Origin of the sequence: Sphingomonas vulcanisoli, from assembly GCF_011761305.1 — a bacterium.
GTDB lineage: Bacteria > Pseudomonadota > Alphaproteobacteria > Sphingomonadales > Sphingomonadaceae > Sphingomonas_I > Sphingomonas_I vulcanisoli.
Window position 1 is genome coordinate 164,029 of record NZ_JAAOZC010000002.1, and the last position, 23,452, is coordinate 187,480.

19 protein-coding genes are annotated in these 23,452 nt (G+C 65.6%); 8 read left to right on the forward strand and 11 right to left on the reverse strand.

What is annotated here, in order from left to right; genetic code table 11:
- Positions 1 to 54: 54 nt before the first annotated feature.
- The 3 genes from FHS31_RS04840 to FHS31_RS04850 are packed head-to-tail and all read left to right on the forward strand — an operon-like array spanning position 55 to position 4,126.
- On the forward strand, positions 55 to 2,232 hold the full coding sequence (locus FHS31_RS04840) for a S9 family peptidase (protein WP_167072238.1): 2,178 nt from the start codon (positions 55 to 57) through the stop codon (positions 2,230 to 2,232).
- An 8-nt stretch (positions 2,233 to 2,240) separates the two neighbouring features.
- Complete coding sequence (galE, locus tag FHS31_RS04845) at positions 2,241 to 3,260, forward strand: UDP-glucose 4-epimerase GalE (protein ID WP_167072239.1); 1,020 nt, start codon at positions 2,241 to 2,243, stop codon at positions 3,258 to 3,260.
- On the forward strand, positions 3,257 to 4,126 hold the full coding sequence (locus FHS31_RS04850; protein WP_167072240.1) for an alpha/beta hydrolase: 870 nt from the start codon (positions 3,257 to 3,259) through the stop codon (positions 4,124 to 4,126). The genes galE and FHS31_RS04850 overlap by 4 nt, the downstream gene beginning before the upstream one ends.
- A 452-nt stretch (positions 4,127 to 4,578) precedes the next feature.
- Here FHS31_RS04850 and FHS31_RS04855 read toward each other — a convergent pair whose 3' ends face one another.
- The 9 genes from FHS31_RS04855 to rutB form a co-directional block, all read right to left on the reverse strand.
- The gene (locus FHS31_RS04855; protein ID WP_167072241.1) at positions 4,579 to 6,153 is read right to left on the reverse strand and encodes a TolC family protein; all 1,575 of its coding nucleotides are present in this window, start codon (positions 6,151 to 6,153) and stop codon (positions 4,579 to 4,581) included.
- Complete coding sequence (locus FHS31_RS04860) at positions 6,150 to 9,353, reverse strand: efflux RND transporter permease subunit (RefSeq protein WP_167072242.1); 3,204 nt, start codon at positions 9,351 to 9,353, stop codon at positions 6,150 to 6,152. The genes FHS31_RS04855 and FHS31_RS04860 overlap by 4 nt, the downstream gene beginning before the upstream one ends.
- Before the next feature lie 7 nt (positions 9,354 to 9,360).
- Positions 9,361 to 10,521 (reverse strand): efflux RND transporter periplasmic adaptor subunit, encoded by a 1,161-nt coding sequence (locus FHS31_RS04865; RefSeq protein WP_167072243.1) that lies wholly within the window; start codon positions 10,519 to 10,521, stop codon positions 9,361 to 9,363.
- A gap of 141 nt (positions 10,522 to 10,662) precedes the next feature.
- Positions 10,663 to 12,432 (reverse strand): diguanylate cyclase, encoded by a 1,770-nt coding sequence (locus tag FHS31_RS04870; RefSeq protein WP_167072244.1) that lies wholly within the window; start codon positions 12,430 to 12,432, stop codon positions 10,663 to 10,665.
- Between the two features lie 144 nt (positions 12,433 to 12,576).
- Entirely contained in the window at positions 12,577 to 15,228 is a 2,652-nt protein-coding gene (gene ppc, locus FHS31_RS04875) for a phosphoenolpyruvate carboxylase (RefSeq protein WP_167072245.1), read from the reverse strand.
- 61 nt (positions 15,229 to 15,289) lie between these two features.
- Positions 15,290 to 16,732, reverse strand: coding sequence for a PEPxxWA-CTERM sorting domain-containing protein (locus tag FHS31_RS04880; RefSeq protein WP_167072246.1), 1,443 nt, complete (start codon positions 16,730 to 16,732; stop codon positions 15,290 to 15,292).
- A gap of 109 nt (positions 16,733 to 16,841) precedes the next feature.
- Complete coding sequence (gene rutD / locus FHS31_RS04885) at positions 16,842 to 17,627, reverse strand: pyrimidine utilization protein D (RefSeq protein WP_167072247.1); 786 nt, start codon at positions 17,625 to 17,627, stop codon at positions 16,842 to 16,844.
- 136 nt (positions 17,628 to 17,763) lie between these two features.
- The gene (rutC, locus tag FHS31_RS04890) at positions 17,764 to 18,147 is read right to left on the reverse strand and encodes a pyrimidine utilization protein C (protein ID WP_167072248.1); all 384 of its coding nucleotides are present in this window, start codon (positions 18,145 to 18,147) and stop codon (positions 17,764 to 17,766) included.
- Positions 18,148 to 18,258: 111 nt separating this feature from the next.
- Positions 18,259 to 18,987, reverse strand: coding sequence for a pyrimidine utilization protein B (gene rutB / locus FHS31_RS04895; RefSeq protein WP_279587876.1), 729 nt, complete (start codon positions 18,985 to 18,987; stop codon positions 18,259 to 18,261).
- 119 nt (positions 18,988 to 19,106) lie between these two features.
- On the opposite strand from rutB, the gene FHS31_RS04900 reads away from it, so the two are divergent.
- Positions 19,107 to 19,409, forward strand: a complete 303-nt coding sequence (locus tag FHS31_RS04900; RefSeq protein ID WP_167072249.1) for a hypothetical protein — start codon at positions 19,107 to 19,109, stop codon at positions 19,407 to 19,409.
- Between the two features lie 101 nt (positions 19,410 to 19,510).
- Here the strand turns inward: FHS31_RS04900 and FHS31_RS04905 are convergent, their stop codons facing one another.
- Positions 19,511 to 20,077 carry an HNH endonuclease gene (locus FHS31_RS04905; protein ID WP_167072250.1) on the reverse strand — a complete coding sequence of 189 codons (567 nt, stop codon included), beginning with the start codon at positions 20,075 to 20,077 and terminating at the stop codon, positions 19,511 to 19,513.
- Between the two features lie 215 nt (positions 20,078 to 20,292).
- On the opposite strand from FHS31_RS04905, the gene FHS31_RS04910 reads away from it, so the two are divergent.
- The 4 genes from FHS31_RS04910 to FHS31_RS04925 all read left to right on the forward strand — a co-directional run bounded on the left by FHS31_RS04910 (position 20,293) and on the right by FHS31_RS04925 (position 22,923).
- Positions 20,293 to 21,255: a glutamyl-Q tRNA(Asp) synthetase gene (locus FHS31_RS04910; RefSeq protein WP_167072251.1), complete on the forward strand. Its 963-nt coding sequence runs from the start codon at positions 20,293 to 20,295 to the stop codon at positions 21,253 to 21,255.
- Positions 21,256 to 21,264: 9 nt separating this feature from the next.
- Positions 21,265 to 21,498, forward strand: coding sequence for an HIG1 domain-containing protein (locus FHS31_RS04915; protein ID WP_167072252.1), 234 nt, complete (start codon positions 21,265 to 21,267; stop codon positions 21,496 to 21,498).
- A gap of 9 nt (positions 21,499 to 21,507) precedes the next feature.
- Positions 21,508 to 22,083: a cob(I)yrinic acid a,c-diamide adenosyltransferase gene (locus FHS31_RS04920; protein WP_167072253.1), complete on the forward strand. Its 576-nt coding sequence runs from the start codon at positions 21,508 to 21,510 to the stop codon at positions 22,081 to 22,083.
- A gap of 126 nt (positions 22,084 to 22,209) precedes the next feature.
- Positions 22,210 to 22,923, forward strand: coding sequence for a porin (locus FHS31_RS04925; protein ID WP_167072254.1), 714 nt, complete (start codon positions 22,210 to 22,212; stop codon positions 22,921 to 22,923).
- Here the strand turns inward: FHS31_RS04925 and FHS31_RS04930 are convergent.
- A complete protein-coding gene (locus tag FHS31_RS04930) occupies positions 22,913 to 23,449 on the reverse strand; it encodes a thiamine phosphate synthase (protein ID WP_167072255.1) in 537 nt (178 codons plus the stop codon). The two genes, FHS31_RS04925 and FHS31_RS04930, sit on opposite strands and share 11 nt — an antisense overlap.
- Positions 23,450 to 23,452 lie beyond the last annotated feature (3 nt).

A 23,452-nucleotide genomic window follows, 5' to 3' on the forward strand; every position in this document is an offset into this window, starting at 1 on the left:
CCCCGGAACAAGTCCGGGGTGACGGAAAGGCTCGTGGAGGGTTAGACGCGGCACATGACCCTCCCCCCGCCCCCCATCGCCGCGACCAAGCCGCACAGCACCACCGCCCACGGCCACACGATCGACGATCCCTGGGCGTGGCTGCGCGATCCCGGCTATCCCGAGGTGACCGACGAAGCGGTGCTCGCCTATCTGCGCGAAGAGAATGCCTATTTCGATGCGGCGATGCAGCCGCACGATGCGCTGGTCGAAACCATCTTCCAGGAGATGAAAGGGCGGCTCAAGGAGGATGACAGCTCCGTGCCGCAGCGCGAGGGCGATTGGCTCTATTGGTGGGCGTACAAGCCCGGCGGCCAATATCCGCTGCATTGGCGTAAGCCCGTGGGCGGCAGTGCGGAGACGCTGATTCTCGACGAGGAGGCGGAGAGCGAGGGCAAGGCCTATTGGCGCGTCGCAGCACTGGAGGTGAGCCCGGACGGACGGCTGATGGCCTGGAGCGTCGATGAGAGCGGGGCCGAACGCTTCACGCTGCGCATCCGTGACCTAGCGACGGGCGCGGATATCGAAACCGTCAGCACCGTCACCAACGGCAATGTCGCGTGGAGCGCCGACGGGGCGGTGCTGCTCTATACCGAAGTCAACGACAATTGGCGCAGCTATATCGCCAAGGCGCATAGCCTCGGCGGCGATCCCGCCACCGACAAGGCGCTCTACGAGGAAGCCGACGAGGGCTTCCGCGTCGCGGTCGGCGCGACGCGCGACAAGGCCTGGCTGCAGATCGCGACCGGCGACAACCAGACCAGCGAGGTGCGGCTGATCCCCGCCGCCGATCCGTTCGCCGAACCGATCCTGGTCTCGCCACGGCAGGTGAAGCGCCAATATGCGGTGGACAGCGCGCATGGGCGGCTGTGGATCCTCACCAACGACGATCACATCAACTTCCGCCTCGCCACAGCCGATCCCGCCGCGCCGGGCGCCTGGCAGACGGTGATTGCGGGATCGGACCGCACCTATCTCACTGGGCACGCCTGCTTCGCGCGGCATGTGGTGCTCAGCGCGCGGATCGAAGGGCTCGATCAGCTTATCCTGCGGGAATGGGGCGGTTATGCAAAAGCCCCTCCCCTTCAGGGGAGGGGTTTGGGGTGGGGCCTATCATCAGCCGCGACGCCCGCCGAACTCCCCCACCCCAACCCCTCCCCTGAAGGGGAGGGGCTAGGAGAGGAACACGCCGTTGCCTTTCCGGAGGCGAGCTATTCGGCCGGCCTCGGCAACAATCCCGAATTCGACCAACCCGCTTATCGGCTCAGCTACAGCTCGATGGTCACGCCCGGCACGGTGTTCGACTATCACCCGGAGGAGCGCCGGCTCGAGACGCTCAAGGTGCAGGAAGTGCCCTCCGGCTATGACGCCTCGCTCTACGCGACCGAGCGGCTGATGGCCCCGGCCCGCGACGGCAAGGCGATCCCGGTCTCGATCGTCTACCGCAAGGGCTTCCCAAGGGACGGCAGCGGCAAGCTGTTTCTCTATGCCTATGGCGCCTACGGCCACGCCATCCCGCCGAGCTTTTCGAGCGGCCGCCTCAGCCTGCTCGATCGCGGCTGGGCCTTCGCCATCGCGCACATCCGCGGCGGCGATGATCTCGGCTACGATTGGTATCTGCAGGGCAAGGCCGAGACGCGCTGGAACACCTTCCGCGATTTCTCGGATGCAGCGCGCGGGTTGATCGCCGCAGGTTTCTCCTCCCCCGGCAAGATCGCGATCAACGGCGGATCGGCGGGGGGCGAGCTGATGGGCGTCGTCGCCAACACCGACGCGCACCTGTGGGGTGCGATCGTCGCCGACGTGCCCTTCGTCGACGTGCTCAACACGATGCAGGACGCCGGCCTGCCGCTCACGCCCGGCGAATGGCCCGAGTGGGGCAATCCGATCACCGACAAGGCCGCGTTCGAGCTGTTGTGGTGCTACAGCCCTTACGAGAACGTCGCCGCGCAGCCTTATCCGCCGATGCTGATCACCGGCGGCCTCAACGATCCGCGCGTCACCTATTGGGAACCCGCCAAATGGGCCGCCCGGCTGCGCGCGACCAAGACCGACCCCAATCTGCTGCTGCTCAAGATCAACATGGGCGCGGGCCATGGCGGCAAATCGGGCCGTTACGAAGCCTTACGGGAACGGGCCGAATCCTATGCTTTCGTGATCACGCAGGTTGATCCTTCACCCGTCTCTGATTAGCCAACCCCATGCTTGGCCGCAGCGACAAACCCTTCTCTGTCCTCGTCACCGGAGGCGCGGGTTATATCGGTAGTCACGCCGTGCTCGCCTTGCTCGATGCAGGCTGGAAAGTGGTGGTGCTGGACAATCTCGCCACCGGCTTCCGCTGGGCGGTGCCCGAGACGGTCGAGTTCGTGCTCGGCGACGTTGCGGATATGGAGATGGTGCAGGCAACGATCGCCAAGCATAATATCGGCGCGATTCTCCATTTCGCAGGATCGTTGCTGGTCGGCGAATCGGTCGGCAATCCGCTCAAATATTATCGCAACAACACCGCCGCGAGCCGGACGCTGATCGAAGCGGCGATCGGCGCGGGTGTCCATCATTTCGTCTTCTCCTCCACCGCCGCAACCTATGGCATGCCCGAGGTGGTGCCGGTGGCCGAGGACGCGCCCAAGGCGCCGATCAACCCCTACGGCCTCTCCAAGCTGATGACCGAGCAGATCCTGGCCGATGTCGCGGCGGCGCATCCGCTCAATTATGCGGCGCTGCGCTATTTCAACGTCGCGGGCGCCGATCCGCAGGGGCGATCAGGCCAATCGGTGGCGGGCGCGACCCACCTCATCCACATCGCCTGCGAGGCGGCGACGGGCAAGCGCGGCCATGTCGGCATCTATGGCGACGATTATCCGACGCCCGACGGCACCGGCGTGCGCGACTATATCCACGTCTCCGATCTGGCCGACGCACATGTCGCCGCGCTCGAATGGCTGATCGCCAACCCCAGCGAAAGCCTTACCGCCAATGTCGGCTATGGGCGCGGCTATTCGGTGCTCGAAGTGCTGGATGTCGTCGATCACGTCACCAACATGGCCATCGAGCGGCGCCAGGAACCGCGCCGCGCAGGCGATCCACCGACTTTGGTTGCCGACAACCGGCGCATCCTCGAAACCCTGTCGTGGCGGCCCCGGCATGGCGATCTCGCCAGCATCGTCGCCTCGGCCCTGGCATGGGAGCGGACGCTGCAGGAACGCGGGCTTTCGTCATGACCCTGCGCAAGCTCCTCGCGCTTGGTCTGCTGATAGGCACGCCGGTGGGGGCGCAGACCCTCAGCGCGGTCGATGCCTTCCACGCGGAGGGTGCCCGCGCGGCAAAGCCCACCGCCACCATTCCTTATGGCCCGGACCCGCTCCAGACCGGCGATCTCCGCCTGCCCGAGGGCAAGGGACCATTCCCGGTGGCGATGATCATTCATGGCGGCTGCTGGCTGGCCAATGTCGATAACAAGGCAGGCACGGCCGCGGTCGCCGAAGCGCTGACCAGGCGCGGGATCGCCACCTGGAACGTAGAATACCGCCGGATTGGCGATGCCGGAGGGGGATGGCCGGGAACGTTCAAGGATATTGCCGCCGCAGAAGACAAATTGACGCAGATCGCACGGTTGTTCCCGCTCGATCTCAAGCGCGTGACGATCGTCGGCCATTCCGCCGGGGCGCATCTCGCCTTGTGGGCGGCCTCGCGCGCGCGGCTGCCGGCGCCCTGGTCGCCGCCCGGCGTTCGCCCGCAGAGCGTCGTCGCGATCGATGGACCCGCCGCGCTGGCACCATTCATCGGCGCCGACAAAGAGGCCTGTGGGCAATCGGTGATCGAGCCACTGATGGGCGGCGCGCCCAATCTTCACGCCGCGGAATATCGCATTGCCTCGCCAGCCGAGCATCTGCCCCTCGGCGTCAAGCAGCTGCTGGTAACCGGCGTATTCCGCCCCTTCATAGAACCGTATAAAGTGGCCGTGAAACACAGCAGCGACCCGCTATTGTCGCTGGATCCGGCGGGCGCCAACCATTTCAACATCGTCACGCCCTCCACGCCGATCGGCGCGAGCGTGATCGATTTTATCGTTAAGAATGCCTTTTGAGCTGATCGAGCGTTGGTTCAGCGCCAAATTTTTCTCGGTGCCGATAAACGCTGGTGCTCCAGATCATCAGGAAAGCGTAAAAAAAGATGCACGCGAGGAGAGGAAGCATCAGACACAAGCTGGTCTCCAGCCAAGGTGACTGAACCCCTATAACCTTAGCGATGCTGCCATGGGTAATATGACCGGTCATCAATTTTTCTAAAAGATGCGACCACCAAGTCCAAATGGAAAGCCCAAAACAGATAAGTGAGCAAATCAGCATTACTCTTGCCCAAATCCTGCGCCGTATTGTCTTTTTCTCATCAGGCATGGCTTTACATCCATAATGGTGATTGCTCGTTTGCCTTGGCAGCATTCGGGTTTCGGACATCTTACTTGGCTATCAAGAAGGGTATTAATCGCGTAAAAGGAAGAAGGTTGCATAAGATTGGAAGAATCAACGGCAAGAGCCGTTATTTCTGCCGCACTATAGGCTTGATTCCGCCGCTTCCGCCAATCGCGCGCGGCGCCGGATCGATTACCGGCGCGTCCTGCCAGCCGCCGCCTAGCGCGCGGAATACCGCGACCTGATCTTCGCCAAGCGTCGCATCCGATGCGGCGAGCACAGTCTGCGTGGCGATCAGATCGCGCTGGACGTCGAGTTGCTCGAGCTGGCTGATCGATCCGTAGCGCACGCGCACGCCGGAAAGCTGGTACGCCCGCTGGCTGGCGGCCTGCGCATCGGCCAGCGCAGCGTTGCGGCGCAGTTCGGCGTCATAATTGGCGAGCGCCTTCTCGGCCTCGCTGAGCGCGGTCAGCACCGTGCGATCGAACCGCGCGAGGCTGGCGCGCGCCTCGGCTCCGGCTTCCTGCACCCGCGCGCGGGCGGCAAGCAGGTTCGGGACGTTCCAGCTGATCAGCGGTCCCAGGCCCCAGGAGAAGCCCGTCCGCGACGTCGCCGATTTGAAGCTGCTGCCGGATGCATTGATCGCACCGCCGAGGCTGATCGTCGGAAACAGCTCGGCGGTGGCGACATCGACGCTGGCGACGTCCCCCGCCAGCGTGCGCTCGGCGGAACGGACATCGGGCCGGCGGCGGAGCAGCGCCGCACCATCGCCCACTGGCAGCGGCCGCGTCAGCCGGGGCATCGCACGGCAGCTCGATGCCGCGTCCGGCACCTGGTTGGCGGGGCGGCCGAGCAGCTGGGTGAGATCGTACAGCGACGCCGCGCGTAGCCCTTCGAGCTGGGGCACCGCCGCGCGTGTCTGCTGGAGCAGCACGCCGACCCGCGACAGCTCATAATCCGAAACCGCGCCGAGCTGCTTCTGCTTGACGGTCAGCTGATAGCTCTTCTCGACGACACCAACATTCTGGTTGGCGACATCGAGCTCGCGTCCGATCGCGCAGACATTGAGATAGGCCTGCGTCGTCGCGGCGGCGACGGTGACGCGGGTGGCATCGCGGGTCGCTTCGGTGGCGGCGACATCGGCGCGCGCCGACCGGATCAGGCTGCGCACCCGCCCGAACAGATCGACCTCATAGGAGAAGGTCGCGCCATAGCGCTGCACGGTCTCGGTGACGCCGTTGGTCACCGGCGGCGTGATCGTGGCGCCGGTCAGCGATCCCGTCGTACCGGTTCCGGTCGTGCTGACGGTGGCGCCTGTGCCCGATCCCGTGGTCGTCGTCGTGCCGGTGCCGGAGCTGCCGGTGGCGCCGCCCCGGCCGCGCACCACGGCGGCATTTTCGCTCGTGATCGGCAGCAGCGAAGCGCTCTGTTCGCGCAACACCGCCTGCGCGCGTTCCAGATTGGCGGCGGCAACACGCAGATCGCTGTTGTGCACCAGCGCCTCCTCGACCAGCGCATCGAGCGACGGATCATTGTACAGCGACCACCAGCGCGGCGGCAGATCACCGGCGGGATCGAGGCCCCGGCCGGTCGACCGGAACGGCGCGGCCGCGATCGGCGTCACCGCAGGCTGACGGTAATGCGGGCCGACGGTACAGGCCGAGAGCAGCAACGCCAGCGAGAGGATACTCAGCCTGCTCATTGCGGTTGCGGCTCCGCGCCCGGCGCTTGTTTGGGCTGCGGCAGTTTCGACGACAGCTTGCGCATCGCCACATAGAAGACCGGTGTGAAGATCAGGCCGAACACCGTGACGCCGATCATCCCGAAAAACACCGCCGTGCCCAGCGCGCGCCGCATCTCGGCCCCAGCGCCACTGGCGAAGGCAAGCGGTGCCACCCCGAGGATGAAGGCGAAGCTGGTCATCAGGATCGGGCGCAGCCGCGTCTTGGCGGCGTTAACCGCGGCCTCGCGCACCTCCTGCCCGTCATCTTCGTCCTGCTTGGCGAATTCGATGATCAGGATGGCATTCTTGGCGGCCAGCCCGACCAGCACGATCAGCCCGACCTGGGTGAGGATATTATTGTCGAGCGCCATCAGGTTCACGCCAAGCATCGCGGCGAGCAGGCACATCGGCACAATCAGCAGCACCGCCAGCGGCAATGTTGCGCTTTCGTAGAGCGCGGCCAGCACCAGGAAGGCGAACACCACCGCCATGGCGAAGACGATATAGCCCGTGTTGCCTGCCATCTCCTGTTGATAGGCAAGCTCGGTCCATTCAGTGTTGAAGCCCGGCGGCAGGGATTGCTGCGCCACTTTCTCCATCGCTGCCAGCGCCTCGCCTGACGAGCGGCCCTGCGCGGCGCTGCCCTGCACCTCGGCCGCCGGATACATGTTGTAGCGGGCAACGCGATAGGGGCCGGTGCCCTGCGTGACGGTGACGAACGATCCCAGCGGCGCCATTGCGCCCGAGGCGGTCCGGATCTTGAGCTGGCTGATATCGGCATCGGTGGCGCGATAGGGCCAATCGGCCTGCGCACGGACCTGGTAGGTGCGGCCGAGATAATTGAAATCGTTGATGTAGGAGGAGGCCAGATAGGTCTGCATCGCGGCAAAGATCTGGCTGTCCTGAACGCCCATGATCTCGGCCTTCTCGCGATCGATATCGGCGTGGAGACGCGGCGTGCGCGTATTGAAGCTGGTGAAGACCCGCGTCAGCACATTATCGGCCTGGGACTTGCCGTCGCCTCCGCCCGCGCCCGTCGCCGCGATCACCGTCTGCGTCGCCTGATCGAGCGCCTTCATTCCCGCCTTGCCGCGATCCTCGACGATCAGCTTGAAACCGCCCGCCGTGCCGATGCCGCGCACCGAAGGCGGCGGAATCACCTTGATATCGGCATCCACATAGGGCGCGGTGGCCTTCTCGATCGCGGCGATCATCGCGGCGATCGTCTGGTGGTGCTTGGCACGCGCGCCGTAGGCATCGAGCACGACATAGATCTGCATCGAATTGGAAGCGGCGGTGTTGCTCGTCGCATCGACACCCGTGGTGGCGCTGGTGGCCAGCACCCCCGGGGTCGCATCGATCACCTTGACAAGCTGCTTCGAGATTTCGTCGGTCCGGCGCAGCGATGTCCCTTCGGGCAGCTTGGCCGCCACGATCAGGCTGCCCTGATCCTGATCGGGAATGAAGCCGGTCGGCGTCGCCGCGATCCGCCAGCCGGTGAGCAGCAGCAACCCGCCATAGATCAGCAGCATGATCAGCAGCAGCTTCACCAGCCGGCCGGTGAGCCTGCCATAGTGATCGCTCAGCCAGGTGAAGCCCTGGTTGAACTTTTCCGCGCCCCTGTGGAGCGGCCGGCGCCACGCCGGCAGATCTTCCTCATGCACCTCTTCGTGCGGCTTCATCACCAAGGCGGCGAGCGCGGGCGAAAGCGTCAGCGAGACGAGCAGTGAGATCAACGTCGCGGTCGCGATGGTGAGGGCGAACTGACGATAGAATTGGCCGGTGATGCCGCTGATCAGGCCCGCGGGCACGAACACCGCGCAGAGCACCAGCGCGATCCCGACCAGCGCGCCGCCGACCTCGTCCATCGATCGGTGCGCCGCGGTGCGCGGATCATCGCCCTCGCGGATCCGGCGCTCGACATTCTCGATCACCACGATCGCATCGTCGACAACGATGCCGATCGCCAGCACCAGCCCGAACATCGAAAGATTGTTGAGGCTGAACCCCGCCGCCAGCATCATCGCGAAAGTGCCGACCAAACTGATCGGGATGGCGAGCACCGGCACGATCGCCGCGCGCCAGCTCTGCAGGAAGACGATCACCACGATCACGACGAGGATCAGCGCCTCGAGCAGGGTCTTGCGAACCTCCTTGAGCGATTCCTCGACATATTGGGTCGGATTGTAGACGATGTTGGCCTTCAGGCCGGGCGGGAAGGTCTTGGATAGCTCGGCGACCTTCTGCTGGATCAGGTCGGCGGTCTGCACGGCGTTGCTGCCCGGCAGCTGCTGCACGGCGATCAGGATCGCATCATCCTCGTTGAGATGCGCTTCGGTGGTATAATCCTGCGCGCCGAGCTCGACCCGGCCAATATCGGAGACGCGCGTCACCCGGCCGTCGCTGTCGCGCTTGATGACGACGTTCGCGAACTCTTCCGGGCTGGTGAGCCGACCCTTGGTTTCGATATTGAGCTGATAAGCGCCGCCGCCGCCTTCGCTCGGATCCTGGTTCACCGTACCCGCCGCGACCTGGACGTTCGACCGCGACAGCGCCTGTGTGATGTCTTCGGCGTCCAGCCCGCGCTCGGCCGCCTTGTTCGGATCGATCCAGACGCGGATCGAGAAGTCGCGCGGCCCGCGAATCGTGAGATCGCCGACGCCGGGGATACGCAACAGCTGATCTCGGATGTTCAGCGTGAAATAATTGCCGATATAGTCGCGGTCGAGCGAATGATCGGGCGAGGTGAGATGCACCGCCAGCAGCAGATCGGGCGAGCTCTTGCGCACGACGACGCCGGTCAACTGCACCTGGGCCGGCAGGCGCGGCAGCGCGACCGAGACCCGGTTCTGCACCAGCACCTGCGCCTTATCGAGATCGGTGCCGAGCTTGAAGGTGATCGTGATCGCAACGCGGCCGTCGCCGGTCGATTGCGAGCTCATGTAGAGCATGTCCTCGACACCGTTGATCTGCTCTTCGATCGGCTCGGCGACAAGATTGGCGCCGTCCTCGGCGGAGGCGCCGGGGAACTGCGCGCTGACCACGACGGTGGGTGGCACGATCTCCGGATATTGGGCGACGGGCAGCAGCGGATAGGCGATCGCGCCCAGCAGCACGATCACGATCGAGATGACCGCGGCGAAAATCGGCCGCTCGATGAAGAAATGGCTGATCTTCATGGAAAGCTTAGCCGGCGGGTGTCGCGTAGCTCGCGGCGGGCTCGGTATAGGGCGCCGGCGGGGGCGCGGGCCGTGGCGTGATTTTGGTCGTCTTCGGCGAGACCAAAGCACCCGGCCGCGCGCGCGCCAGGCCTGCGACGACGACGATATCGTCTGCCTTCAGCCCGCTGCGGATCACACGCAAGCCGTTGACCAGCGGACCGACCTGAACGACCCGCTGCTTGACCTTGCCGTCGCGGCCGACGGTCATCACCACCTGCCGCTCCTGATCCGCGGTCACGGCCTCGTCGGGCACGAGCAGGCCGGTATAGACCCCGGATCCGGGCATCCGCATGTGGCCGTAGAGGCCGGGGCGCAGCGTGCCCGCCGGATTGGGCACCACGGCGCGGCCGCGGATGATGCCCGAATTCACGTCGAGCGTGTTGTCGATGAAATCGATGTGCCCGTGCCAGCGGTAGCTCGGCTCGTCCTGCAATTTGATATCGACCGGATCGCCCACCGCGCGGCGGTTGGCGCGCTCGCGCTTCAGGAACAGGCTCTCGGAGGCCTGGAAGCCGAAGCGGATCGGATTATCGCTGACGAGGCTGGTCAGCACCGTCTGATCGGCGGTGACGAGATTGCCGACGGCGACACGACGATCGCTGATATGACCCGAGATCGGCGCGCGGATCTGCGTAAAGGCGACATTGAGCGCCGCCGCCTGCTCGTTCGCCTGGGCAGCACCGAGATCGGCCTTGGCCTGCTGCGCCGTGGCCTTGCGCGTCTCGAGATCCTGCTCGCTGCCGGCCTGGGCGTCGAACAGCGCCTGGGACCGCTTGAGTTCAACCAAGGCGTTGTTGAGCGTCGCTTTTGCGCGCGCGGTCTGGGCTGCGGCCTGGTTGAGCACCGCGCGATAGGGGCGGGGATCGATGACGAACAGCAACTGGCCTTTGGCAACCGGCTCGCCATCCTTGAACGTGATTCGCGTGAGATAGCCGCTGACCCGTGGCCGCAGATCGACCGAGTCGACCGCTTCGAACCGGCCGACATAATCGTCCCAATCGACGATCTGCTGTTGGAGCGGCACCGCGACCAGCACGGTGGGCGGCGGTGGCGGGGTCTTATCGGCCTTGTGGCAGCCGATCAGGACAAGCGCCGCCGCGAGGGCCACTGCGGTTCTTCCGGCCATGAACCTTCCGTTTGAAGACCGCGGGCGGGCGCACGACGCGGCAGGGACAATGGGTTAGCACTGCTCCCCTATTTTTGGGATCGCAAGCCACAAATGCGGCGACGCAGCACAGTTTTAGGCGCTTGCGACGAGCTGATCCCGTCAGGCGGCGAGCCTGATCCGATTGCGGCCATCCGCCTTGGCCGCATAAAGAGCGGCGTCGGCGCGGGCCATCAGCACGCCGCCGTCTCTCTCCCCGGTGAGAGCGGCGACGCCGACGCTGACTGTGACGGTGGGGAGGGCGTCTTCCAGGGGCATTTCGAACGATTCGATCGTGCGGCACAGGCGCTCGGCGACCAACGCGGCGTCTTCCGGACTGGCGCCGGGCATGAGGATGCCGAATTCCTCGCCGCCGATCCGCCCGACGAGATCGCCGCTGCGAACCACGCCCATCGCCCGCGCCGCCACCCGCTGCAGCACCCGATCGCCGACGGCATGGCCATAAGCGTCGTTGACCGCCTTGAAATGATCGACATCGAAGATCGCCAGCGCGAACGTCTGGCCGAGATCGCCCGCCGCCTCGATCTGGCGGGTGAGGTGGCGCAGGAAAGCGCGGCGATTGGCGAGCCCGGTCAATTCGTCGGTTGCGGCCAGCATCACCGCCTCGGCGGCGCGCTGCTCGGCGTGGCGCTTGGCCGAAAGGACATGCTCCTCCAGCCGCTTGCGATCGTCGATATCGCGCAACGTGCCGGTCGCGCCGAGAACCTGCCCATTGTTGTTGAACAATGTCTGCATCGTCACTTCCATCCACCGCCAGCCGCGGTGCGCGGTCTGGAAGCGGATCAGGCGACGGCTCGATTCGACTTCGCCGGTGAGCACCGGACGCGCCCATTGTTCGAGTTCGACATGGTCCTGCGGATCGATGTGCCGCAACCAGGACATTCCGAGGCTGTTGGCCGTCTCATGCCCGGAAACGGCGAGCCACGCCGGGTTGAGATACGTCCAGTGACCACCCGAATCGGTGCGGAAGATCACCTCACCGACATTTTCGACGACAGCGCGGAACTGGTCGGCAAGGATCTGCGCCTCCGCCGCGCGCGCGTCCCGCTCGGTCAGCGCGCTCGCCACGGGCAACGCCACGAGGAAGGCGGCCACCAGATCGAGCTGCAGTATAACCATGCGAAGCTCGGGGCTGTTCAGAGGCGCGTGCGCGATCGGACCATAACCGTGCAGCGTCGCCTCGATCGCCACCAGCGCCATGGTCAACACGCCGGCGATCGCGCCGATCTGCCGCTGCCGGAAGGCCGCATACATCACCACCGGCATCAGCAGGAACATGCTGGGGATCTTTGCCGCGAAGAAAACCAGCGCCGTCAGGCCCGCGATCCCTGCGATCAAGCCGCTGAGATCGACGGCCTCCCGGGCGATCCTGCGGCGCGCCGCCGGATCTTCGCAGAGCGGGAAGACGGCCAGCGTGGCGGGCGTGATGAGCATCAGGCTGACGACACCCGCGCCGTACCAGGCATAGAAACTGCGAAACCAGCCGCCGCCCAGGCTCATGTTCAGCGCGACCATGGCGATGACAGCGGGCAGGATCGGCGCGACCAGCGCGGCGATGACCATGCGAACGACATCGTCGAAGCGTTCGAACGTGCTGAGCAGCCCGCCCATCCGCCAGATCAGCATCGCGCCGATCGTGCTTTCGAGGACGTTCGCGATCGGAAAGGCGAGCCAGATGATCGGTGGCATGCCACGGACGACCAAAGAAACGCAGCCGCCGGCCAGCGCACCCACGATCAGCGGCAGCCGCTGATCGGGACGCGGCGCATGAAGGAGGCACGCCAGCAATATGGCGTTCGGCAGCCACAACGCCGTCAGGCCCTGCTGATGCGGCAGAAGCTCGCTCAGGGACGCGACCAGGAAGAAAATCAATCCTCCGGCCGGCGCAAGCAGCCACGGCTGCCTCGCCAGATATGATTCGACCTTCGCCACCCTCGCCTGTGTCGCTCCGATTCTCAGAAATGCTGTTAGGGACCAGATGTTAAGGCCGCCTTAGCCCGGGAGCAAGCCCGGCGGTCAGCCGCTGTTGCGCAGCGCGGTCGCAATGGCGTTGATCGAAAGCTGGATGCCCTCCGCGATGCGCGGGTCGCTCTCACCGGCACGGTGGCGCCGAATAAGCTCGATCTGCAGCAGATTGAGCGGCTCGATATAGGGCAGGCGCAGCCGCACCGAGGCATCGAGCGAGGGTGTCCTCTCCAACAGCCGGCTTTGGCCGGTGATCGTCAGCAGGCAATCGCGTGCCTGATGCCAACCGTCTCTGATTCCATCGAAAATGGGGCGGTACTGCGGTTCGACCAGCGCCAGATAATGATCGGCAATCGCCATATCGGACTTGGCGAGCACCATCTCCAGATTGGCCAAAGTGGTCTGGAAGAAGGGCCATTCGGCGGCCATGCTCCGCAGCAGCCCGATATCGCCGAAGGTCGCGAAAGCCGCACCCGTGCCGTACCAGCCGGGCAGCATCACGCGCGTCTGCGCCCAGCTGAACACCCAGGGAATCGCCCGCAGATCCTCGATCGCATCCGATTTGGTGCGGCTTGCCGGACGCGATCCGATCTTCAGGCCGGCGATCTCCTCGATCGGCGTGAACTGGCGGAAGAAGCGACGAAAGCCTTCGGTTTCGTAGACCAGTCCGCGATAGCTTCGGAACGCGGTCTTCGAGAGAGTCCTCATTGCTATGTGGAAATGCTCTTCGTCCCTGGTCCGCACGGGTGCGAGGCTGGTGACGACTGTGGCGGCGACGATCGCTTCGAGATTGACCGAGGCCGCCTGGCGCGTGCCATATTTGGCGGCGATCACCTCCCCCTGTTCGGTGATGCGGATGCGGCCTTCGACCGTGCCCTGCGGCTGCGCGGCGATCGCGGCGAATGCCGATCCGCCACCGCGGCCGACCGCGCCGCCCCGGCCGTGGAACAGCTGCATCGAGGTCCCCGCAGCCTCGAACACCGGCTTGAGTGCACGGCTCGCCTCGTTGAGGCTCCACACCGAGGTCAGATAGCCGCCGTCCTTGTTCGAGTCGGAATAGCCGACCATCACCTCTTGGTGGCCACGCACGCTCACCCGCGCGGCGACCTCGGGCAGCGCGAAATAGGCGCTCATGATCGCGGGGCCGTGCTCCAGATCCTCAATCGTCTCGAACAGCGGCACGACCATGATATCGGCAGTCGGCGGCGTGCCGGGGCGGAAAAGGCCCGCTTCCTTGAGCAGAATATCGACCTCGAGCAGATCGGAGAGCGTCGCGGTCTTGGAGATGATATAGGTGGTGATCGCCTGCGCGCCGTAGCGCCGGTGCGCCTCAGCCGCGGCATCGACGATCTCCAGTTCGGAGCGGGTCTCGTCGCTATAGGCGATGTGCGGGCTCTTGAGCGGGCGGGGGCTGGCGAGTTCCTTGCGTAGCAAAGCGACGCGCGCCTCTTCGTCCAGCGCGGCATAATCCCCGTCGACGCCCGCTTCCTTGAGCAGCTCGGCGACCACGCGCTCATGGACATCGCTGTTCTGTCGCAGATCGAGCGTGGCGAGATGGAAGCCGAAGGTCTCGACCGCGCGGATCAGCCGCCCGAGCGCGCCGCCCGAGGCGAGTGTGGCGCCGCCCCCCGCCGCCAAGGCATGCGCGATGGCGACGAGATCGGCGCGCAGCTCGCTCGGCTTGCGGTACGGCTCGGCGCTGATCGCCGCCGGACGCGATGGCGCTTTGCCGGTCAGTGTCTGATAGGTTGCGGCGGTACGCGCATAGATACCGGTGATCGCGCGGCGATACGGCTCGTCCGAACGCGCGGGCGATTCGTCATGCGCCTTGTCCGCCAGCGCCTCGACCTCGGGCGTCACCGCCGCCAGTTCGGTCGAGATCGAGAGTTCGGCACCCAGCGCGTGGAGCAAATCGCAATAGTGGCTGAGCACCGCTTCCGCCGACTGGCCCAGCGCCAGCCGCAGCGAATCGGCGGTGACGAAGGGATTGCCGTCGCGATCGCCGCCGATCCACGATCCGGCGCGCAGGAAGCTCTTGGGCCGCGCGCCCAGCAGCCGCTCCCATTGCGCATAGAGCGCGGGCATCACCGGCAGGAAGATATCGCGCAGATAAGAAAGCGCCGTCCCCACCTCATCGGCGACGACCAGTTTCTCGCGGCGCAGCGGTCGGGTCTGCCACAGCAACGCGATCTGGCGGATCAGCGCCTCCTCAATCACATCGCCATCGGGCGTGACGGTGGCGCCGGTATCGCGCAACCGCATCAGATCGGCGATATGGTTGCGGTGATCGATCATGCTCTTGCGCCGCACCTCGGTCGGGTGCGCGGTGAGCACGGGGACGATCAGCCCTTTGTCGAGCAGCGCGGCGACCGTCTGCTTGTCGCCGACCCTGGCGATCGCGGCGGCGAGATCGGCTTCGGGATCGGCGGCGACGCCCTGACGATCCTCGGCAAGGTTGGCGAGCATCGAAAAGAGCATGAAGCCGCGCGTGAAGGCGAGCATATCGTCGAGGCCCAGCGCCTCCAGCCCGCTATCGATCTCCCCTTCGACGCCGCGCGCCCGATCGACGGAGGCTGAACGGATATATTCGATCCGCCGAAACAGCGCGTCGCCGCCATACGCGCGGATCACGTCGCCGAGCAGTTTGCCGAGATAGCGGATATCAGGATTTTGCGCGATCGACGGCGCTTCGGAGTCGGCCATGTCGCCTTGCTGCGCCGCAGCGAGGAATGGGTCAATCTTTCAGATCGACCCTTCCCAAGATTCAGGCGCGTAAGGCGGTCCGTTCGCGGCGGAGCAAGCCGCCCAACAAGCCAAAACCCGCGACCATCATCGCCCAGCTCGCCGGCTCCGGCACAGAAGCGGCCGCATCCGGCGCGAACGCCACGCCCATGAACTTCGAGCCGGTCAGGCTATCGATCGTGGTGAAGCTTTCGCCCGCGCCGGTCGTGGCGCTCAGCGTATCGGTGATCGCGAACAGATAGCTGGGGTCGGTGTCGCCGATCGTATAGCTGGTGGCATAGAGGCTGACCGTGCCGTCGCCATTATTCTGCCCAGCCAAGCCGAACAAGCCGATCGTGCCCGATGCGCTGGTGTTGGTCACCAGGCCAAGCCCCGCCGACAGCGTATAGGCCAGGGACCAGACACCGTTGGTTTGAGTCCACTTCTGCAGTCCGCCGTCGCCCAGCGTGCTGCTTGCAGAGGTCTGCTTCGAAACGCCGGCATCGGAAACGTAGAGCGTGTTCGGATCGGCGAAGAAGAATTGTTCGGGGCTGAGGTTGATCTGCTTGCCGGTGTTGAGCCCGTTGCCCGTCGCCGCGGTCATCGTCATCTTGCCCTTGCCGTCGGCATAGCCGAGCAGCATCGTCGGGCCGTCGCCATTGTTGGCCGCCGTGGTCGGTGTGCCGGTCCCCAGCGTACCAACAAAGGAGCGCGCGGCGTTCGAGCCCTGCTTGCTATCCACCGAGACGTAGAGCTGGCCGTTATAGACCTGCACGTCGCGCGTATCCTGGCCGGCGGTCTTGTTGCTGGTGTCGAGGCCGGTGATCGGCGTCGCGCTGCTCGCGCCCTCGGTCGCGTAGAAGACGCCACCGGTGGCGTCGCCGCTGACCCCTTGGCCCGAGACATAATAGCTTGTCCCGTTCTGCGTGTAGACGCTGCGCGGATTGTTCTGGTCGAACACGTTGAGCAGCGCGGTCGAGGTATCGACGTTGCCGTCGGCGGTGATGTCGGCGATGACGCGGGCGACGGGCTGATAGGTGGTGCCGTTCACCGTGGTGCCGCCCGCCATGCTCGTCGATTGGGCGAGCGCGTTCAGCTTGCCCGCGTTGGTGCTGGTCTGGGGCACATAGGTGCTGGGGCTGGCGTTGAAGGTCGAAGCGCTGATCCCATAGCCCATGATCGTCAGCGATTTGCCGTCGCCCGATCGCTGCAGCATGCCCTCCGAGGACGAGCCATATTCGGACGAGATCGGGTTGACGCTACCGGTCACGACGCTCGATCCCGCGAAGGTCGCATGGTTGTTGCCGGTCGGCGTATATTGGTAGAGCGACAGCGGCGATGCCTGATTATCGGTGAAGGTGATGCCGCTGGCACCCTTGCCCGAAACCGCGACAACGATGTTGCCGGGGGTCAGAGGCGCCGTGGTGGCGAACGCCGCCGTCGAGCACAGCAGGACGAGCGGAAGCATGAACAACCCGGAACGCATCGGAATTTCCCCCAAGAATCAACGAAAGTTAACGCCGGTTAACGGGTAGCCATGACGCTTTTGTTGCCCTTTGGTGACTCGGGCTCCGGGGAAATACCGGGCGGCTTGTTCAGGTCCCCAGAAAATCGAGGACAAGGGCGTGGAAGCCATCGGGATCGGTGACGTTACAGGCATGGCCGCCCCAGGCCATGCGGGCAGGCGTGGCGTTCGGCAGCATTGCGGTCAGCACATCCGAACAGTGCGGAGGGACGAGCGCATCGTCGGCTGCGCTCAGCACCAAAGCGGGCGTGGCGATCTGGCCGAGCAGCATCGAAATATCGAACGCCCGAAGCGCGGCGATCCGCGCCTCCACCGTGCGGATCGCGGGAAAGGCGGCGACATGCGCATCCTCCTCGCCATCGAGCTCGGCGCTGTGCCGGCTGCTCCAGTCGGCGGGGTAGAGGAAGATCGGCTGCGCGGCGATATAAGCGCGCACCCCGCTATCGCGCAGCAGGCTCAGCCGCGCATCGAAACAGCGCGCGAAATGCGGATCGGGCGCGGCCCAGCCGTTGACGAGCACGAGTTTATCCAGCCGCTCGGGCGCCTTGGTCGCCAGCGCCAACCCCGCCGCCGCGCCGAGCGCATGGCCGACAAGGTGCGCCTTCTCCACGCCCGCGGCATCCATCACCGCGAGAATATCGTCGGCAAAATCGGCGACCGTGACCGATGCCGGAAAGGCGCGATCGGAACGGCCGGTGCCGCGCTGGTCATAGGTGATGACGCGATAGTGCTGCGCCAGTGGGACAAGGTTCGGCTGCCAATAGTGCGCCGATCCGCCCAGCCCCGAGGCAAGCACCAGCGCCGGCGCGGAGGGCGATCCCTCGGCTTCCCAATAAAGGCCGGAGGTTAGGGGCACAAAGATCCTCCCCTGCAAGGGGAGGGGGACCGTCGCGCAGCGATGGTGGCGGGGTATCCCGCTATCGGGAGGGTGATACCCCTCCGTCGCGCTTTGCGCGCCACCTCCCCTTCCAGGGGAAGATTGATCGTTGCCCTCACCCGATATGCGCCACGCTGGCGATCTCGACCAGGCACTCCGGCTTCACCAGATCGCACTTGATGCAATAGCGCGCGGGCTTCGCGCCCGGGAAATATTCCGCGTAAACCAGATTGAACGCGGCATAATCGCCGAGGTCCTTGAGGAAGATATGGTTCATCGCGACATCGGCCAGCGTCGCGCCCGCCGCCTCCAGCGTGATCTTGATCACCTCCAGGATATGCCGCGTCTGCGCCGCCGCATCGCCGACATGCAACACCACACCGCCATCGCCCAGCGCCAGCACGCCGGAAACGTAGACGGTGTTCCCCGCCTTTGCACCCGCCGAGTAAGGCGCGATCGGGGTGGGGAATTGCGGGGGATTGATCGGTTCGAAGGGCATCGACATCTCCAGTCTCATATAAACCGCTCGTCCCGAGCGTAGTCGAGGGACGTGCCGCAAGCGTTGCGCTGGCGTGTCTCGACTTCGCTCGACACGAACGGGCAATCCGGATCACGCTTCGATTTGCCCGAAGCTACCGCAGAAATCCGCCGTCGTGCTCACCCAGCCGAAGAATTTCTCGACATTGTAGACCGTCGCCTCCTGCATAGCGGGCGGGCCGAGGTGGTGGGTCGCATCCTCCAGCATCACGCCGAAATATTCGAGGTGAAAGCCGTCGCGCAGCGTGCTCTCCACGCAGACGTTGGTGGCGATGCCGACGAAGACGATCGTCTTGATGCCCCGCGCGCGCAAAATGCTGTCGAGCTGCGAATTGAAGAAGGCGGAATAGCGCGTCTTGTGGAGCTGGATGTCGCCGGGCTGGGGCGCGAGGCCATCGACCAGCGCATAATCCCAGCCGCCGCGCGCCAGCAACTGGCCCTTGAGATCGGGCCGCGCGCGCATCGTCTTCAGCGCGTTGGATTTGTGGAAGTTGGGCGATTTGCCCGCCGTCCCGGCCTCGACGTAGTCAGGATCCCAACCATTCTGCAGATAGATCACCGGCACGCCCGCTCCACGCGCCGCCTCCAGCACCGTGGCGATCTTGCCAATCGTGCCGGCAGCGCCCGCAATATCGAACCCCGCCAGATCGACGTAGCCGCCGGGCGAGGCATAGGCATTCTGCATATCGATCACGACGACCGCGGTCTCGTCAGCGGAGACGCGGATCGGCTCGGGGCGCGCGGGCAGCGTCACCATGCGCTTGCCCGTGCCGTTGCCAACCTCGACGATGTTATCCGCCATGCCTGCTCCGTGCCCTCGACGAAGCGATGCAATGTGGCGCAGTGCCCCCGGCGAGGCAAGCCGAGGAACGATCGCTCTACCGCAGCGGTTCTTGGTCCATTCGTCAGGAGCAGTTTGCCATGTCCTACATCCCCGCCAAGAAAATGCCGCACGTCACCGCCCAATCGGGCGAGTTCGATGCCGAGACGGGCAAGATCGTCCATCTCCATCCGGAGGAGACGAAGGCCAACGCCGCCGTCCCGACGCGCTTCAGCTGGATCGCAGGCGCCGCCGGTGCCGGGCTCGCCGCGGTGGTGCTCGGAGCCTTCTTCGCGCTGCGCTCGTCGAGCAGCCGGAAACCCACCCGCCGCCGCATGCGGACCACTACCAAGCGCGCACCCGCCCGCCGCAAGATCACGGCAAAGCGGAAAAACGCTGCCTGAGAGATCCGGTGCTTCGGCGTAGGCCGGAGCGCTGGCGACGGGGCGTCTCGCTTAAAATTCCAGCGCTCCGGCCTTCGCCGGAGCACGTCGCCCCATGGAGCTCAAGCTTCCAGCTCAATGTCCCAATAAAGCCAGTCCCGCCAGCTCTGGTGGAGATAATTGGGCGGGAAGCTGCGGCCATTTTCCTGCAGTTGCCAGCTTGTCGGCCGATACGGCCCTTCGAACAAGGCCATCCCCGCCTGCTTCGGCGTCCGCCCGCCCTTGCGCAAATTGCATGGCGCGCAGGCGGTGGAGACATTCTCCCATGTCGTCCGCCCGCCCTGCGCGCGCGGCACGACATGATCGAAGGTGAGATCGCTTGGGCTTCCACAATATTGGCAGCAGAAGCGATCGCGTAGGAACAGGTTGAAGCGCGTGAACGCCGGATGCGCCGAGGGCTTCACATATTGGCGCAGCGCGATCACCGAGGGCAGCTTGATCGCGTGGTTAGGGCTGCGCACCTCGCGTTCATAATGCGAGACGATATCCACCCGCTCCAGAAACACCGCCTTGACGGCGGTTTGCCATGGCCAGACGCTGAGCGGATAATAGGATAGCGGGGTGTAATCCGCATTGAGCACCAATGCGGGGCAACCATCGGGATGTCGGATCAGATCGGGATGGTACATCGAACGTGCGAAGCCTCCGTTGATACGGCAAGCATCACCCGTCCTGGCCTTCGTCGCCCCGTCGCACGCGGGACGCGAGCCTGTCCGGCCGCGCCTCCGTCGCCACACCCCCTGCCAGCGAGGTGTGACAGTGGCATTGCAGCAAAGCGGCGAGTCGCGGTCAAGCGCCGTTTTCCCCGTTATCCACAGCCAACTTATCCACATAGCGGCGGGCGATGACCATCGTCAGCCGCTTCGCGCCGAGCCCGACCGGTAGGCTGCACCTCGGCCATGCCTATTCGGCGCTCAAGGCGCATGATTATGCGCGGGGGGCGGGCGGCCAATTTCTGCTGAGGATCGAGGATATCGATCCGGGCCGGACGCGCGAGGAATTCGTCGCCGGGATCATCGAGGATCTGCGCTGGCTGGGGATCGATTGGGACGGGGAGGTGGTGCGCCAGTCGGAACGGCTGCCGCTTTACGCCGATGCGCTGGAGCGACTGAAGGCGATGGAGCTGGTCTACCCCTGCTTCTGCTCCCGCGCAGAAATCGCCGCGAGCGCCGCCGCGCCGCATGGCGACGAGGGGCCGGTCTATCCCGGGACGTGCCGGGCGCTGCGTCCGGATGAGCGTGATCTCTCAAAACCGCATTGCTGGAGGCTGGACATGGCCGCAGCGATGCGCGCCTCAACTCCCTCTCCCCTTGTGGGAGAGGGCTGGGGAGAGGGGTGTGCGATGGCGCCAGCCGAGCTCTACGCTATCGAATGCGGGAACCCCTCTCCCAACCCTCTCCCACAAGGGGAGAGGGCTTTGACGTGGCACGAAGCTTCCACCGGCTGGATCGCCGCCAACCCCCTCCCACAGGGCGACATCATCCTCGCCCGCAAGGACGCCCCCACCTCCTACCATCTCGCCGTCACCGTCGACGATGCCGCGCAGGGCGTCACCGATATCGTCCGCGGTCAGGATCTGTTCGTCGCCACCCACGTCCACCGCCTGCTGCAGGCCCTGCTCGGCCTGCCCACCCCGCGCTATCACCACCACCCGCTGCTGACCGACGCCACTGGCCAGCGCCTCGCCAAGCGCCGCAACAGCCCATCGCTCGCCGATCTCCGCGCCCAGGGCGCCGATCCCGCCGAGCTTGCCGCAAGCCTCCGCGCCGACCGCCTCCCCATTGGCTTCGGCCTCGCGCAAGCCTAAGCCGCACCCATGCAAACCTTCCTCTTCATCCTGATCATCGTCGCCGCGATCGGCGCGCTCGTTTCGGTGGTGCGCGGCGTGATCATCTTCATGCGCAAGCAGCATGACGACGTGCACGGCACCGGCGCGATCGAGAACGGGCTGGCGCAGAACCGCATGATGTGGCGGCGCGTCCAGTTCCAGGCGATCGCCATCGTCGCAATCGTTCTCTTCCTGCTGGTGGCGCGCGGCCACGCGAGCTGAAGCCGAAAGATGGTCAAGCTCAACAAGATTTACACGCGCACCGGCGACGCCGGCACCACTGGGCTCGTCGATGGCTCGCGCGTCGCCAAGAGCGATCCACGGATGATCGCGATCGGTGAGGTGGACGAGGCCAACTGCGCGATCGGCATCGCCATCGCCTGTCTCGATCCCGATGCGCCGGAGGCGCAGATGCTCCGCCGCATCCAGAATGAGATGTTCGATCTCGGCGCCGATATTGCCACGCCCGGCGAGGATTTCGCGCCCAGCGCGATGGCGCTGCGCGTCACGCCGGCGCAGGTCACGCGGCTCGAAAACGAGATCGACGCGATGAACGAGACGCTCTCACCCCTGACCAGTTTCATCCTGCCCGGCGGCGCGCAGGCGGTGGCGGCGCTGCATCTTGCCCGCGCAATATCCCGCCGCGCCGAGCGCGCGATGGTCGCCGCCGCGGAACGACTCGCGCTGAATCCCCAGGCGATGGCCTATATCAACCGGCTTTCGGACCATCTCTTCGTCCTCGCGCGCCGCATCGCCGCCACGCGCGAAGGCGATATTTTGTGGCAGCCGGGCGCCACGCGCGGCTGAAACTTGCGAAATCGCCCGAGTCTGTGGATAAGCGGCAACAGCCTGCAAAAATTCCGTAACAGTTAAGGAACAAGGAAGGGCTGAGGTGGTAGCGGCATAGACCGTTTGTTGCCTATGGGATGTGTCATGACTGGGGTTCTAAGGGGATATTGCAGCGTTGGGGCGTTCGCGCTCGCCGCCGCTCTGTGCCTGACGCCCGCCGCCGCCGATGCCAAGCGCAAGCCTGCGCCGCGCGCGCCTGCCCCGATGCTGAGCTTCGGCGCCTTCACGCCCGCCGCCGCCGATCCCCGTCTTGCTGCCGCCTTCGCGCGCAACGGGCTCGGCACCGCCAATTTCCAGGGCGGCGCGTTCCGCTTCACGCCGTCCATCTCGGGCGGCAAGCGCCGCGCGATTACCGTCGCGGTTCGCGCCCGTGCGGTCGGCCGCACCGATGCCGGCAAGGCTCTCCAGATCTCGCCGGAAATCGCGCCTTCCGCTTATAGCCTCGGTGTCTCGGTGGGCTGGAAGCGGTTCGCGGTTTCGGGCGACGTCGCCAAGCTGACCGGCGGCCTCGCGCAGAACGGGCATGAGGCGGCGGACATCGGCCTGAGCTTCGAAGGCAAGCGCTGGGCCACCAAGCTCGACGTCGCCGCCGATCGCGACAATCCCGAGGGCGCGCCGCAGCTGGGCATCGATCAGAGCTGGTCGGTGGGCTTGGGCGGCACCTATGCGCTGACCCACAGCATCGATCTCTCGGGCGGCGTCCGCTACAAGACCCAGCGCGACCAGTTCCAGATCACCGAAGCCACCAACAAGCGTGACAGCCAGTCGGTCTATCTGGGGACGACCTTCAAGTTCTGAGTCGCGGAGTGAGCCCATCGATGGCCGCCCAGCCATAAGCGCCAAGGCGGCGGAGTCTTCGGAAACGCCCCTCCGTCATACCACCTAGCGCGATAGTCCGCCGCCCCTTCGCCATCATTCCGAAGCGCACCGGCCCCAGCGTCCGCCCGCCCGGATGCGAGCGTGTCGGAAACAGCGGCGACAGCAGCACCAAATCGGCCTTCACACCCAGCATCTCGCGCCGCCCATGCACCGGCGCAGTCCGAATCAGCCGCCGCGCAGCCCGCACATGCCGCGATCGCCCATGCGCTCCATCCGCCTTCCAAGCGATTGCCAGGCGCGGGCTCCCCGCCAGCACGAGTACCATCCCGCGCGCCCGCGCGATCCGACGCACCTGTTCGTAACGCGCGCGGCGCTCGGCCGTGGCGTAATGGCGAAAGATCACCCCGGCCCCGCGCGGCAGCCGCTTCAGCGCCGCATCCAGCCCGGCATCGGCGCGCTCGTCGGTCATCAGCCACAGGGTCGGCAAAGGCTGGCGGCGGCGCATAGG